General features: G+C 74.0%; 8 protein-coding genes. 4 read left to right on the forward strand and 4 right to left on the reverse strand.

Going from position 1 to position 14,074, the window contains the following annotated elements:
* Positions 1–2 precede the first annotated feature (2 nt).
* Positions 3–1,613: a coiled-coil domain-containing protein gene (locus FH969_RS04320; RefSeq protein ID WP_139986259.1), complete on the reverse strand. Its 1,611-nt coding sequence runs from the start codon at positions 1,611–1,613 to the stop codon at positions 3–5.
* Positions 1,614–1,770: 157 nt separating this feature from the next.
* Between FH969_RS04320 and FH969_RS04325 the strand changes: the two genes are divergently transcribed.
* Genes FH969_RS04325 through FH969_RS04335 form a run of 3 tightly spaced genes read left to right on the forward strand, consistent with a single transcriptional unit; the run spans position 1,771 to position 5,111 of the window.
* Positions 1,771–3,108 carry a hypothetical protein gene (locus FH969_RS04325; RefSeq protein ID WP_139986260.1) on the forward strand — a complete coding sequence of 446 codons (1,338 nt, stop codon included), beginning with the start codon at positions 1,771–1,773 and terminating at the stop codon, positions 3,106–3,108.
* On the forward strand, positions 3,105–4,106 hold the full coding sequence (locus FH969_RS04330) for a DUF8094 domain-containing protein (RefSeq protein ID WP_139986261.1): 1,002 nt from the start codon (positions 3,105–3,107) through the stop codon (positions 4,104–4,106). Before FH969_RS04325 ends, FH969_RS04330 begins: the two co-directional genes overlap by 4 nt.
* A 60-nt stretch (positions 4,107–4,166) precedes the next feature.
* A complete protein-coding gene (locus FH969_RS04335; protein WP_139986262.1) occupies positions 4,167–5,111 on the forward strand; it encodes a tetratricopeptide repeat protein in 945 nt (314 codons plus the stop codon).
* 103 nt (positions 5,112–5,214) lie between these two features.
* Here FH969_RS04335 and glgB read toward each other — a convergent pair whose 3' ends face one another.
* The 3 genes from glgB to FH969_RS04350 all read right to left on the reverse strand — a co-directional run bounded on the left by glgB (position 5,215) and on the right by FH969_RS04350 (position 12,732).
* Entirely contained in the window at positions 5,215–8,895 is a 3,681-nt protein-coding gene (glgB, locus tag FH969_RS04340; protein ID WP_246071696.1) for a 1,4-alpha-glucan branching protein GlgB, read from the reverse strand.
* Positions 8,888–10,570 carry a maltose alpha-D-glucosyltransferase gene (treS, locus tag FH969_RS04345; protein ID WP_108719960.1) on the reverse strand — a complete coding sequence of 561 codons (1,683 nt, stop codon included), beginning with the start codon at positions 10,568–10,570 and terminating at the stop codon, positions 8,888–8,890. The genes glgB and treS overlap by 8 nt, the downstream gene beginning before the upstream one ends.
* Positions 10,571–10,698: 128 nt before the next feature.
* On the reverse strand, positions 10,699–12,732 hold the full coding sequence (locus FH969_RS04350) for an alpha-1,4-glucan--maltose-1-phosphate maltosyltransferase (protein ID WP_180359667.1): 2,034 nt from the start codon (positions 12,730–12,732) through the stop codon (positions 10,699–10,701).
* Between the two features lie 182 nt (positions 12,733–12,914).
* Between FH969_RS04350 and FH969_RS04355 the strand changes: the two genes are divergently transcribed.
* Positions 12,915–14,039, forward strand: coding sequence for a 6-phosphofructokinase (locus FH969_RS04355; RefSeq protein WP_108717881.1), 1,125 nt, complete (start codon positions 12,915–12,917; stop codon positions 14,037–14,039).
* The last annotated feature ends 35 nt before the right edge of the window (positions 14,040–14,074 follow it).

Genomic DNA, 14,074 nt, shown 5'->3' on the forward strand with positions numbered 1-14,074 from the left:
CCTCAGCGACGGGCCGCGGCGGGGTCCGTGGTCTCCTCGGCCGAGCTCGACTCGGACACCGCGGTCAGGACCTCGGTGTGCTCGGAGTCGTCGTCGGAGTCGTCGGAGTCGTCGCCGGAGTTGTCGTTGGCCTCGGCATCGGCCTCGGAGTCGGCCTTGATGTCGTCGTCGGTGTCGGTGTCGGTGTCGGTGTCGGTGTCGGTGTCGGCCTCGACGTCGACCTCGGCGGACGCCGGTGCCTCAGCCCCCGTCTCGTCCGACGGCGCGCCGTCGCCCTCGGGCGTGTCGCTCGAGGCGGCCTTGCGTGCGGAGCCCTGCTCGCCGTCGTTCTCGGTGGCCTCGCGCAGCGCGGCCTCGGCCTGGTCCGCCTTCTCGATGAGGCTGGCGTCCGGCACGGTCGAGGAGCCGAGCAGGCCGCGCAGCTCGTCGAGGTAGGTGGTGATCGCCTCGCGCTGCTTCTCGAGGTCGGCGACCTCGTCGCGGATCTCGCCGAGCTGCCGCTTGGCCTCCTCGCTCGCGCGGGCGAGGGTGCGGTCGGCCTGCTCCTTCGCGTCGGCGACGATCCGGTCGGCCTGGTCGCGCGCGGACCCGAGGGTCTGGGCCGCGGAGGCCTCCGACGAGCTCGCGATCGCCTGGGCGCGGGCGAGCGCGTCGACCACGCGCTGCTCGGCGTCGGCCACCTGGGCTCGGGCGTCCGCGAGCAGCTGGTCGACGTCCGCCTTGGCGGCCGCGTGCAGCTCGGTGTTCTCGGCCTCGGCGGCCTCCCGGCGCAGCGCGATGTCGAGCTCGCCCTCGGCGCGCTCGCGCGTCGCCTGGTCGACGAGCGCGATCGCGCGCTCCTCGGCGTCGGCGGTCACGCCGGCGGCGGTGCTGGACGCCTCCGCGAGCAGGGCCTCCGCCTCGCCGCGGCTGCGCTCGCGCAGCCCGGTCGCGAACTCCTCGGCCTCCTTGCGCAGGCGGGCCGCCTCGGCGGTGGCGGTGGCGAGCAGGTCGCGGGCCTGCTGCTCGGTGGCCAGACGCAGCTCGGTGGTCTCGCGCTCGACCTGCGCGGTGCGCGCCGCGAGCTCGCGCTCGAGCGCCCCGCGCCGCTCGGAGATCTCGGTGGCGAGCGCGCCCCGCACGCCCCGGGCCTCGCGCTCGGCGGACTCGACGAGCTCGGTCGCGGTGAGTGTCGCGTTCGAGCGGACGCTGTCGGCCTCGGTGCGGGCGGCGATCGTGACGTGCTCGGCCTCGCGACGCGCCGCGGCGACCAGGTCGGCCGCCTCGCGCTCGGCCCTCGCGAGCGTGCGCTCGGCGTCGGCCCGGCTCGAGGCGGCGAGGGTCTCGGCCCGCTTGGTGGCCTGGGTGACGACGTCGGTGCTCTGCTCCTCGGCGGAGCGCAGGAGGTGCTCGATCCGCGAGCCGAGTCCTGCGTAGGTGGGGGTCTCGGTCTCGCTCAGGGCGCGCTGGACCTCCGAGAGCTGACCGCCCAGGCGCAGCGCCTCGGCGTCGGAGGCCTCGACCTGACGGCGCGCCTCGGCGATCGTGCGCTGCAGGTCGGCGATGTGCTGGTCGACCTGGGCGCGGTCGTAGCCCCGCAGCACCACCGGGAACGTGTTCTGCTCGTCGCTCATCCCTGTCCCGCTCCCGCCATCGATCCTCGACTCAACCCGTCCAGCGTAACCGGGACGGGTACCCTGGAGCGGCGCGTTCGTACCGCCGGTCGCGCTGCCGGGGGCGCACCGCCCGAGTCGTCGGACCGACCCACGTCAGTCCCGAAGGGAGGACCGGATGGCACGTCGTGTCGTCGGGATGCTGCTCATGCTGCTCGGCGCGGCCTCGATCACCCTCGGGATCCTGTCCGCCACCCAGTGGCGGACCTCGGACGTCGTGACCGTGACGACCCCGCAGGCCGACGTGCCGTACGTCGTCGTCGAGCCCGGCGTGGCCGGGATCGTCAACCGCTTCGTCACCATCACCGTCACCGCGGACAGCCCGGACCAGGCGGTCGCCGTGATCTTCGGCCGCGATGTCGACGTCGACGGCTGGGTGGCCGACGCCGGGGTGCAGCACGTCACGGGCCTCGCGGACTGGGACGCGCTGACGACCGAGGAGACCGAGGGCGTGGGCGATGCGCCCGACCCGGTCGGAAGCGACATGTGGCTGCGCACCGAGCAGGGCACCGGCGAGGTGTCCTTCCAGTGGGACGTCCCGCAGGACCGCACCGTGCTCCTCGTGGCGCGCGACGGCAGCGCCGGCCCGGCGCCCACCGTGTCCTTCACCTGGGAGCGCGACGTCGAGACGCCTTACCTCGTGCCGCTCGTGGCGGCGGGGGTGGCCGCGCTCGTGATCGGGCTCGGGGTCCTCATCTGGTCGTTCGCGGCGCGCGCGCCGCGCACCGACGGCGGGCCGGACGGGCCGTCTGCGGGTGGTTCGGGCGCCGAGGGCGCCGACTCGGCGAGCTCTGCCGACGCGGCACTCGTGGGCGCCGGGACCGGTGCGACGGCCGCGGCGGCGTCCGACGGAGACGGTGCAGCTTCGGGCGAGGCCCGATCGGCCCTGTCCGACCCCGGTCCCGAGACCGTCGAGACACAGATCCTCACCCGACGCCAGCTGCGTCAGCTCCGGGCCGTCGAGGCGGGGGAGAAGCCGGTCGAGGAGATCGCGGCGGGCATCGCGGCGGCGCCCGAGGTCGCCTCCGCCCCCGACGCGCCCGACGCCTACCCGAGCTGGCTGCGCCAGGGCGGCGACGGCGGCGGCGAGGCCGGCGCCACGGCGCCGAACGCTGCGGCCGAGGAAGCGGGTGGCGACTCCGACGCGTGGCGTCGACGCTGGGGCGTCGCCGCGCCGGCCGCCGGCGCCGGCTCGGCCGCGGTGGCGAGTGAGGGCGCGCCCGCGGTCGCGCACGACGGCGAGCCTGCGGTCGCGCACGACGGCGAGCCCGCGGTCGCGCACGACGGCGAGCTCGCGGACGAGAGCGACGAGCCCGCGCTCGCCGTCGAGCCCGCGCCCGACGACGAACCGGCAGCCACGAGGCCGACGGAGACGACGGAGCCGGACGAGTCCGCCGAGCCGACCGACGACCACGAGCCCACGGCCGAGACCAGTGAGAAGGGTGACGAGCGATGAGCCGCGACCCACGCCTCCTGCGCGGCGCGGCGGCGGCCGCCCTCGGGGCCGTCCTGCTCGCGGGTTGTGCGCCCGAGCCGGTGCCGACCTTCACGCCGCCCGCGGTCCCCGAGTTCGCGCCGCCGTCGGTGTCGGAGAGCCGCGCCCAGGACATCCTCGACCAGGTCGGCGACGTCATCGAGGTGGCCGACGCCTCCGCGAACGCCGACGAGCTCGCACCGCGCGTGGTGGCCCCGGCGTCCGACATCCGGCGCGCCCAGTACCAGCTGCAGAGCGCCACGGGCGGCACCGAGGTCCCGCAGAAGCTGTGGACGGACTCCGACATCACGGTCATCACCGCCACGGACTCGTGGCCGCGGGAGATCCTCGCGGTGACGAACCCGACCGAGGGCACCACGGCGCGCCTGTACCTCGGCCTGGTCCAGCAGAGCCCGCGCGACCAGTACAAGCTCGTCGCCTGGTCGCGTCTGCTGCCGGGGGTCACGACGCCCACGTTCGCGTCCGCCGACATCGGCAGCGCCCCCGTGACCGCCGACCAGACCGGCCTGCTCATGACGCCGACCGACGCCGTCGCCCACCTCGCGGACACGATCGCCAACCCGCAGGGGCAGTACGCGGGGGAGTTCCCCGCCGACCCCTACCGCACGTTCTTCGCCGACGAGATCGCGCGGCTGACCTCCGACGTAGCGGCCGCAGGCTCGGTGACGACGACGTCCACGCCGGGGTCCGTGGTGCTCGGCATCGGCACCGCCGATGGCGGGGCCCTCGTGATGGCCTCGGTGGACACGGTCGTCACCTTCCGCAAGACGGTCGAGGGCTCCACGCTGACGCTGGGCAGCCTCTACGCAGCCCTCGGCGGCACCGAGGAGGTCACGGCCGCGGCGAACGCGACCTACTCGCAGATGGTCACCCTGTACATCCCGCCGGCGGGATCGAGCGCGCAGATGCAGCTGCTCGGCGCCGACCGCGTCCTGTCCAAGGTCGAGCGCGTCGACTGACCGCCCGCCCGTCCCGACCCCGCGCCGGCGCACGTCCGGCTCACCCTTCCGAGGAGCACCATGAGTCAGCCCCGCTTCGACCCCCGGGGTGCCGTCGACCTGTCGATGCTGCAGAAGCCGACCGCTGCCCAGGCGCAGGCGGCCGCCGCCTCCGCCAAGGCGGCCGCGGCCGCGCCGCCCGGCGTCATCGTCGACCTCACGCCGGAGAACTTCCAGCAGGTGGTCGAGGGGTCCGCCACCGTCCCGCTCATCGTCGCGATCGGGGCGAGCCGGTCCGCGACCGGCGAGAAGCTGACGCCGACGCTGGAGAAGGCGGCGATCGCCTACCGGGGCCGGTTCGTCCTCGCCCGGGTCGACGCCGACGCCCAGCCGCAGATCGCCCAGGTGTTCGGCGTGCAGGGCGTGCCGTGCGCGCTCGCCGTGATCCAGGGTCAGCCGCTGCCCCTCTTCCAGGGCTCGCCGAGCCCCGAGCAGGTCGCGCAGGTGCTCGAGCAGGTGCTCGAGGCCGCCGCCCAGGCCGGCGTGACGGGGACCGTCGCGGGTGCCGACGCCGAGCCCGACGCCGAGCCCGAGCCCGAGCCCGAGGTCCCGCCGCTGCACGCCGCGGCGTACGAGGCCATCGAACGCGGCGACTGGGCCGCGGCGACCGCCGCCTACCAGCAGGCGCTCAACGAGAACCCCGGCGACCTCGACGCCAAGGCGGGGCTCGGCCAGGTCGTCCTGATGGAGCGGCTCGACGGCGTGACCGACCCGGTCGCCGACCTCCAGGCCGCCGACGCGGCCGGTCCCACGGCGGTGGAGGCGCAGCTGCTCGCGGCGGACATCGAGATGGCCGCGGGCCGGGTGAGCGCCGCGTTCGCGCGCCTCGTCGCCGTCGTGCGGGCGACGTCCGGACCCGAGCGCGAGACCGCCCGCAAGCGGCTCGTCTCGCTCTTCGAGCTCGTCGACCCCAACGCCGAGGAGCTCAAGGTCGCCCGGCGCAACCTCGCGCTCGCGCTGTTCTGAGTCGCGCCCCCTCGCGAGGCGCCCGACGGCGAAGGCGCGGTGTGCGCGACGGCGAGCGTTCGCCGTCGCGCACCACGTGCGGGCCGCAGCGCGACCCGCACGCCTACCCCTTCGGCGTGAGCCAGACCGCGCCGAGCGCCGGCACCCGCAGCGTGGTGGACCAGGCCCGGCCGTGGTAGGGCTCGGGCCGCGCCTCGACCTCGCCGAGGTTGCCCACGCCGTAGCCGCCGTACTCCTCGGCGTCGGTGTTGAGGATCTCCCGCCACGTCCCGCCGGAGGGGAGCGCGACGCGGTAGTTCTCGTGCGTCATGCCGGAGAAGCTCTGCACGACCACCACGACGTCGTCGCCCCCGCGCGCGGCGTCCGTGCGCAGGTAGGCGAGGACGTTGTGGTCGCCGTCGTTGGCGTCGAGCCACTGGAAGCCGCCCGGCATGAAGTCGTCGGCCCACAGCGCGGGGTGCTCGCGGTAGACCGTGTTGAGCCGGCGGACGAGCTCGGCCACGCCGTGGTGGCCCGGGTCGTCCATGTGCCACCAGTCCAGCCCGCGCTCCTCGTTCCACTCCGCGCCCTGGGCGAACTCCTGCCCCATGAACAGCAGCTGCTTGCCCGGGTGGGACCACTGGTAGGACAGCAGGCCGCGCACCCCGGCGAGCTTGGTGCGGTGGTCACCGGGCATCTTGGCCAGCAGCGACCCCTTGCCGTGAACGACCTCGTCGTGCGAGATCGGCAGCAGGAACTGCTCGGAGAACGCGTAGACGAGCGAGAACGTGAGCTCGCCGTGGTGGTAGCGGCGGTTGACCGGGTCCTCCGCGACGTACCGCAGCGTGTCGTTCATCCAGCCCATGTTCCACTTGAGGCCGAACCCGAGGCCCCCGCCGCTCGTCGGCGTCGTGACGCCCGGGAAGGACGTGGACTCCTCGGCGATCGTGATGGCGCCCGGGGCGAGCCGGTACGCGACCGCGTTGGCCTCCTGCAGCAGCGAGATCGCCTCGAGGTTCTCCCGGCCGCCGTAGACGTTCGGCTCCCACTCGCCGGCCTCGCGCGAGTAGTCCAGGTAGAGCATGGACGCGACGGCGTCGACGCGCAGACCGTCGACGTGGAACTCCTGCAGCCAGTACGCCGCGTTGGCGACGAGGAAGTTGCGCACCTCGGTCCGGCCGAAGTTGAAGACGTAGGTGCCCCAGTCCTTCTGCTCCCCCCGCCGCGGGTCGGGGTGCTCGTACAGCGCCGTGCCGTCGAACCGGGCGAGCGCCCAGGCGTCCTTGGGGAAGTGCGCGGGCACCCAGTCCATGATCACGCCGATGCCGGCCTGGTGCAGACGGTCGACGAGGTAGCGCAGGTCGTCCGGGACACCGAAGCGCGACGTCGGCGCGAAGTACGACGTCACCTGGTAGCCCCACGACCCGCCGAACGGGTGCTCGGCGAGCGGCATGAGCTCGACATGCGTGAACCCGAGCCACGTCACGTACTCGACGAGCTGCTCGGCGGCCTCGCGGTAGGACAGGCCCTTGCGCCACGAGCCGAGGTGCACCTCGTAGACCGACATCGGCCCGGAGTGCGGGTCGGTCTCGGCGCGCCGACGCATCCAGTCGTCGTCCTGCCACTCGTAGAACGCGTCCGTGATGACCGACGCGGTCGAGGGCGGAACCTCGCACGCGCGCGCCATCGGGTCGGCCTTCTCGTGCCAGGAGCCGTCCTGGTAGCGGATCTCGTACTTGTACCGGTTGCCGATCGCCGCACCCGGGATGAACAGCTCCCAGACGCCGGAGGAGCCGAGCGAGCGCATCGCGCTGGACGGGCCGTCCCAGCCGTTCACGTCGCCCACCACGCGCACCGCCGCGGCGTTGGGAGCCCACACGGCGAACGACGCGCCGTGCACGTCGCCGAGCACGGACGGGAAGGTGCGCAGGTGCGACCCGAGCACCTCCCACAGCCGCTCGTGGCGGCCCTCGCCGATGAGGTGGCGGTCGATCTCGCCGAGGGTCGGCAGGAACCGGTAGGGGTCGTCGACCACGCTCGCGTAGCCGTCGTAGACCACCTCGACCCGGTAGTCCGGCACGTGCTCGCCGGCCACCGCCGCGACCCAGATGCCGTCCACCTCGTGCGTCGCCGGCACGCGGGTCGTCCCGCCGTCGTCGCCCGCGACGAGGAACGTCACCTTGTCCGCGAGCGGTCGCCGCGTGCGCAGGGTCACCACGCCGTCGGCGGGGTGCGCGCCGAGCACGTCGTGCGGCAGGGGGTACTCCCCTCGAGCGACGGGGCCGAGGATCGCGTGGTCGACCGGGGCCGGTGCGAGGGGAGCGGGGGTGGTCATAGGTACTCCGTCCGTCGTGGTGTGTTCATCGTCGGGCACGCGCCCATTCTGCTCCTCCCGCGGGGCGAGCAGGCGCGCCAGCGCCGCCCGCGGGATGCCCAGCCAGCTCGGGCGGTTCCGCGCCTCGTACACGGCCTCGTACAGCGCCTTGTCGAGCTCGAGCGCGGGCAGCAGCGGACCGTCCGGCAGGACCCCGCCGGCCTCCCGGTAGCCGGCGAGGAACGCCTCGCGCGCGGCCTGCACCCAGGCCCGCGCGTCCACGCCCTGCTGCTCGGCGTTGCCGCCCGCGTAGTCGAGCGAGCGCAGCATGCCGGCGACGTCGCGCAGCGCGAGGTCGGGCTTGGTCCGCTCGGCGAGCGGGCGCAGGGGCTCGCCCTCGAAGTCGATGACGGCCCAGCCGCGGTCGGTGCGCAGCACCTGCCCCAGGTGGTAGTCGCCGTGGATGCGCTGGAGCGGCGGCCAGTCCGCGCTCGTCTCCAGCGTGGCGAGCACGCCGGCCACGGCGCCGCTCCAGCGGTCCAGGTCGCTCACCTCGGCGAGGGCGACCTCCGCGCGGGCGCGGACCTCCGCGACGAGCCGCGCACGGTCCTGCGGCGTGCTGGGGGCGGTGCCGAGCGAGGCGGCGAGCGCGGTGTGCACGGCCGCGGTGGCCGCGCCGAGCTCGCGCGCACGGTCGGCGAAGTCCTCCCCGGCCAGCGCCGCTCGCGAGGCCACCCGCCACGCGTCCTCCACGCCGGGCAGGAACTCCTGGGCGAAGGCCAGGTGGCCGCTCACCTCGGCCCCGTCGGGCGTGGTCCACACGCCGCGCACCGAGCCGAACACGAGGGGCACGTGCGGCGAGCCCGCGGCGGACAGCGCCCCGGCGAGCACGACGTCGGGGTTCTCGCCCGCGGCCAGCACGCGGAAGACCTTGACCATGACGGGCGCCGCAGCGGTGCCGTCGGCCGTCGCGAGCGAGCAGATGAGCGAGGTGTTGGACTGCTCGCCCGCGAGGACCTGGTGGCCCGTGACGTGCAGGTGCGCGGCGTGCCCCAGCGTGCTGCCGACGACCCGCGGCTCGGGGGTGTCGCTCGGCGTGCGCGCCTGGGCCTGCGCGTTGCCCGTGAACAGGTCGAGGAACGTCGCGGCGAACACCGGGTCGTAGCACGCGTCGTACACCCAGCGGCGCCCCAGCACGCTGTGCTCGAGCGTCCCCACGAGCGCCTGCTCGCCCCCGGCCAGCGGCGCGCCGCGGTAGGTGAGCGGCACCTGGTAGGTCACCGGCGCGGCGCCCGAGGAGTCGGTGACGAGAAGGACCTCGATCCCGACGTCGCCCGCCGGGTCGTCGAGCCGGAACCCGCCGGCGCTCGAGAGCACCGGGAGCTCACCCGCCCCACCCTTGCCCGTGTACCAGCGCTGGTGCGGCAGCCACGGGGCGAGCAGCTCGAGCTTGCCCGGGACGAGGGTCGCGCCGGTGTGGATCTCAGCCACGTCGCACCTCCAGCCAGAAGAAGTCCCGCGAGCCGAACGTGAGCATCACGGCCCCGCCGCCGCTGGCGTGCGGCACGACCGGGGGGAACTCCGTCCCGCCGAACACGTCCCGCAGGTGGGCGCGGGCCACGTCCGGCAGGCGCACCGTCGCCGTGCGCGGGGTGTTGGCGACGTTCGCGACGCAGAGGACGGTCTCGCCGTCGCGCCCGGGCATCCGGCGCAGGAAGGCGAGCACGGCGTCGTTGTCGCTCGGCAGCGGCACGTACTCCCCGGAGCCGAACGCCGGGTGGCGCCGCCGCACGGCCAGCAGACCGCGCACCCAGTGCAGCAGCGAGGTGCCCTGGGCCTGCTGGGACTCGACGTTCACCGCCTGGTGGTTGTAGACGAGCGACTGGATGACCGGCAGGTAGAGCTTGCCCGGGTCGGCCGTGGAGAACCCGGCGTTGCGGTCCGGCGTCCACTGCATGGGCGTGCGCACCGCGTCCCGGTCGGGCAGCCAGATGTTGTCGCCCATCCCGATCTCGTCGCCGTAGTACAGGCACGGGCTGCCCGGCAGCGACAGCAGCAGCGAGTGCGCGAGCTCGATCTCCGCGCGCGAGTTGCCCAGCAGCGGGGCGAGCCGGCGCCGGATGCCGACGTTGGCGCGCATCCGCGGGTCCTCGGCGTACCAGCCGTACATCGCGGCGCGCTCGTTCGTGGAGACCATCTCGAGCGTGAGCTCGTCGTGGTTGCGCAGGAACGTGCCCCACTGCGCGCCGGCGGGGATGTCGGGCGTCTCGTGGAGGATCTCCACGATGTTGGTGGCCCGCTGGTCCCGCAGCGCGTAGTACAGGCGCGGCATCACCGGGAAGTGGAAGCACATGTGGCACTCGGGCCGCTCGGCCGTGCCGTAGTAGGCCACCACGTCCTGCGGCCACTGGTTCGCCTCCGCCAGGAGGATCGTGCCCGGTGCCTCGGCGTCGACCATCGCCCGCAGGTCCGCGAGGAACTCGTGCGTGCGCGGCCGGTTCTCGCAGTCGGTGCCCTCGTCCTCGAACAGGTAGGGCACGGCGTCCAGCCGGAAGCCGTCCACGCCCGTGCGCAGCCAGAAGCGCACGACGTCGAACATCGCCTCCCGGACGTCGGGGTTGTCGAAGTTGAGGTCGGGCTGGTGGGAGAAGAACCGGTGCCAGAAGTACTGCCCGCGCACCGGGTCGTACGTCCAGTTGGACGTCTCGGTGTCGATGAAGATGATCCGGGCGTCCTGGTAGCCGGTGGCGTCGTCGCGCCACACGTAGTAGTCCCCGAACGGCCCGTCCGGGTCGCTGCGCGAGGCCTGGAACCACGGGTGCGCGTCGGAGGTGTGGTTCATCACGAGGTCGATGACCACGCGCATGCCGCGCGCGTGCACCTCGTGCACGAGCCGCTCGAAGTCCTCGATCGTGCCGTACTGCTGCGCGACCGAGGTGTAGTCGGCGACGTCGTAGCCGCCGTCGCGCAGGGGCGAGGGGAAGAACGGCGGCAGCCACAGGCAGTCCACGCCGAGCCACTGCAGGTAGTCCAGGCGCCGGATCAGGCCGGGGATGTCCCCGGTACCGGAGCCGGTGGAGTCGTCGAACGCGCGCAGCAGCACCTCGTAGAACACCGCGGTGCGGTACCACTCCGGGTCGGCCGTGCGCGCGTCCGCCTGCTCCACCTCGCCCGGGTGGGTCGCCCCCGGGGAGGCCGGGTTCGCCGTCGCGCCCGGGTCGGACGGCGAGCCCGGCCTCGCAGCGGACGCGGCGGAGTAGCCGGGCTGGGGACGCGTGAACGCGGTCGGCGGCGTCACTCGCCCACCGCCAGGACGTGGGCGACGGCGAACCGCGGGTCCAGCCGGACGTAGTTCTCCGTGCCCCACTCCCAGCGGGCCCCGGTGATCTCGTCGCGCACCGTGAACCGGGTCCCCCCGTTGGGGTGGGGCAGGCCGAGCGCGCCGAGGTCGAGGTGCACCACGCCCTCGCGGGTGGTGAACGGGTCGAGCGTGACGACCACGACGACGGTGTCGGCGCGGCCGGTCGGGCTGTGCTCGGCCGCGAGGTGGCGCGAGAACACGACCGTCGCGGGGTCGGAGGACGAGTGCACCGTGAGGTTGCGCAGCTGCTGCAGCGCGGGGTGCCGGCGTCGCACGTCGTTGAGGATGCCCAGCAGGCGCGCGATGCCGAGGTCGTCCGCGCGCGACCAGTCGCGGGAGACGTACTGGAACTTCTCGTTGTCGATCTGCTCCTCCACGCCGGGGCGCGGGACGTTCTCCACGAGCTCGTAGCCGGAGTAGATGCCGTACGTCGGCGCGCCGAGCGCGGCCAGGACGGCGCGGATCGCGAAGGCGGCGACCCCGCCCTGCTGCATGTACGGCGTGAGGATGTCGTGCGTGGTGGGCCAGAAGCTCGGCCGCAGCACGGCGCCGGAGTCGCCGGAGACCTCGGCCAGGTACTCCTCGATCTCGGGCTTGGTGGTGCGCCACGTGAAGTACGTGTAGCTCTGGTGGAACCCGATCGCCGCCAGCGTGCGCATCATCGCGGGGCGCGTGAACGCCTCGGACAGGAACAGCACCTCGGGGTGGGCGTCGTGGATCTCCCCGAGCAGGCGCTCCCAGAAGTCCAGCGGCTTGGTGTGCGGGTTGTCCACCCGGAACGCGGTGACCCCGTGCTCGATCCAGAGCTCGAGCATGTCGCGGATCGCCGCGTAGATGCCCTCGGGGTCGTTGTCGAAGTTGAGCGGGTAGATGTCCTGGTACTTCTTCGGCGGGTTCTCCGCGTACGCGATGGTCCCGTCGGCGCGCGTGGTGAACCACTCGGGGTGCTCGGTGACCCACGGGTGGTCGGGGGAGGCCTGCAGCGCGATGTCGATCGCGACCTCGAGGTCCAGCTCGCGCGCCCGGGCGACGAACGCGTCGAAGTCGTCGAAGGTGCCCAGGTCCGGGTGGATCGCGTCGTGGCCGCCCTCGGCCGAGCCGATCCCGTAGGGGGACCCGGGCTCGCCCGGCTGGGCGACGAGCGTGTTGTTGCTCCCCTTGCGGTTCGTCGTGCCGATGGGGTGGATCGGCGTGAGGTAGACGACGTCGAACCCCATCTCGGCGACCCGGGCCAACCCGTCCGCGGCGGTGCGCAGGGTGCCCGAGCGCCACGCGCCGGTCTCGGGGTCCTGCCACGCGCCGGTCGAGCGGGGGAACAGCTCGTACCAGGAGCCGAACAGCGCGCGCGTGCGGTGCACCCGCAGCGGGTAGTCGGCACTCGGCGAGACGGCGTCGCGCAGGGGGTGACGGTCCAGCACACGGGTCACCGCGCTCGACCGGCCCGCGCCGAGGCGGTGCAGCGGCGGCCGGTCGGTGTCGCGCAGCGCCGCCGCGGCGTCGCGCAGGACCTGCGCGTCGGCGGCGGGTGCGCCGTCGGTGATCGCCGCCGCGGCCCGGTCGAGCACGAGGGCACCCTCGGCGAGCATGAGCTCGACGTCGATCCCGGCCGGCACCTTGATGTCGGCGTCGTGCGCCCACGTGCCGTACGGGTCCGACCACCCCTCGACCCGGAAGGTCCAGTCGCCCGTGGCGTCCGGCACCACGACGCCGCGGTAGTCGTCCAGGCCCCTGTTCACGCACGTCATGCGCTCGCGGCTGTGCACCGTGCCGTCGGGGCGGACGAGGACGACCGAGGCGGCGACGGCGTCGTGCCCCTCGCGGAACACGGTGGCGCGCAGCGGGACGACCTCGCCGACCACCGCCTTGGTGGGCCATCGCCCGTTCTCGACCGTCGGACCCACGTCGATCACGGGGATCCGACCGATCGGGGTGTGCGGCGTGGGGCGAGGGGCTGGCGTCGACGTCACACCACCGAACCTAGTGGGGTTCGTCACCGCACCGGGAGAGGGCGCACGTCACGACACGGAAACAGACCTCGGGCAGACTGCGCGTGGCCGTCCGCCCGGGCGGCCACGTCCGGCACCCTCGGGTGGCGGCGCGCGCCCGGCGCCGCCGCCGCTCGCGCGGTGCGGCGCGACAGGAGGCGGCGATGGGCACCAAGCGGGTCGGCATCCTCACGGCGGGCGGGGACAGTCCCGCGCTCAACGCCACCATCCGCGGGTTCGGCAAGACCGCGATCGGCGAGTACGGCATGGAGCTCGTCGGGTTCCGCGACGGCGTGACGGGCCTCGTGGAGGACCGGTACGAGCCGCTGGACGGCCGAGCGCTGTCCGGCATCCTCACGGTCGGCGGCACCATCCTGGGGACCTCGCGGGACAAGGTGCACAAGTTCCCCACCCCCGACGGCCCGGTCGACATGGTGCCGACCGTGGTGGAGAACTACGAGCGGGCCGGCCTGGACGCGCTCATCATGCTCGGCGGCGGCGGCACCGCGAAGAACGCCATGCGTCTGGCGAACGCCGGCCTGCGCGTCATCCACCTGCCGAAGACGATCGACAACGACATCGCGCTCACCGACACGACGTTCGGCTTCGCGACGGCGCTCGAGATCGCGACCGAGGCGATCGACCGCGTGCACTCGACGGCGCACAGCCACCACCGCATCATCCTCACCGAGATCATGGGGCACCGCGCGGGCTGGCTCACGCTCGGCGCCGGCATCGCGGGAGGGGCGGACATCATCCTCATCCCGGAGATCCCGTACACCGTGGAGTCGGTCGCGCAGACCATTCGCGCCCGCACCGCACGGGGCTCGACGTTCTCCGTCGTCGCGGTGGCCGAGGGCGCGCGCGACGTCGCCGACACCGCCGACTACCAGGCCGCGCAGCTGCTCGTGAAGAACGCTCGGACCCCGGAGGCCCAGCGTGCGGCGCGCGCGCACCTGCGCCACGTCGAGGACTCCCAGCGCGAGCACACGTTCACCCTCGCGCGCGAGCTCGAGGCGGCCACCGGGCTCGAGGCGCGCGTGACGATCCTGGGCTACGTGCAGCGCGGGGGCTCGCCGTCGGCGGCGGACCGGATCCTGGCCACGCGGCTCGGCGCGGCCGCCGCGGACCTCGTGGCCGCGGGGGAGTCGGGGTACATGGTGGCCGCGCGCGGCGAGGGCACCGAGCCGGTCCCGCTCGCCGACGTGGCCGGCAAGGTCAAGCTCGTCCCGCTGGAGCACGACTGGGTCACGGCCGCGCGCAAGGTGGGCACGGGGCTCGGGGACTGACGCGCCAGCACCGCGCGGGGCGTCGTCGCCCCGTG

This window comes from Miniimonas arenae, assembly GCF_006351005.1.
Lineage (GTDB): Bacteria > Actinomycetota > Actinomycetes > Actinomycetales > Beutenbergiaceae > Miniimonas > Miniimonas arenae.

Excerpts from the sequence above, each read along its gene's own strand:
- FH969_RS04330 (WP_139986261.1), top strand. The coding sequence starts at position 3,105 with ATGAGCCGCGACCCACGCCTCCTGCGCGGCGCGGCGGCGGCCGCCCTC.
- FH969_RS04320 (WP_139986259.1), bottom strand. The coding sequence starts at position 1,613 with ATGAGCGACGAGCAGAACACGTTCCCGGTGGTGCTGCGGGGCTACGAC.
- FH969_RS04325 (WP_139986260.1), top strand. The coding sequence starts at position 1,771 with ATGGCACGTCGTGTCGTCGGGATGCTGCTCATGCTGCTCGGCGCGGCC.
- FH969_RS04335 (WP_139986262.1), top strand. The coding sequence starts at position 4,167 with ATGAGTCAGCCCCGCTTCGACCCCCGGGGTGCCGTCGACCTGTCGATG.
- FH969_RS04355 (WP_108717881.1), top strand. The coding sequence starts at position 12,915 with ATGGGCACCAAGCGGGTCGGCATCCTCACGGCGGGCGGGGACAGTCCC.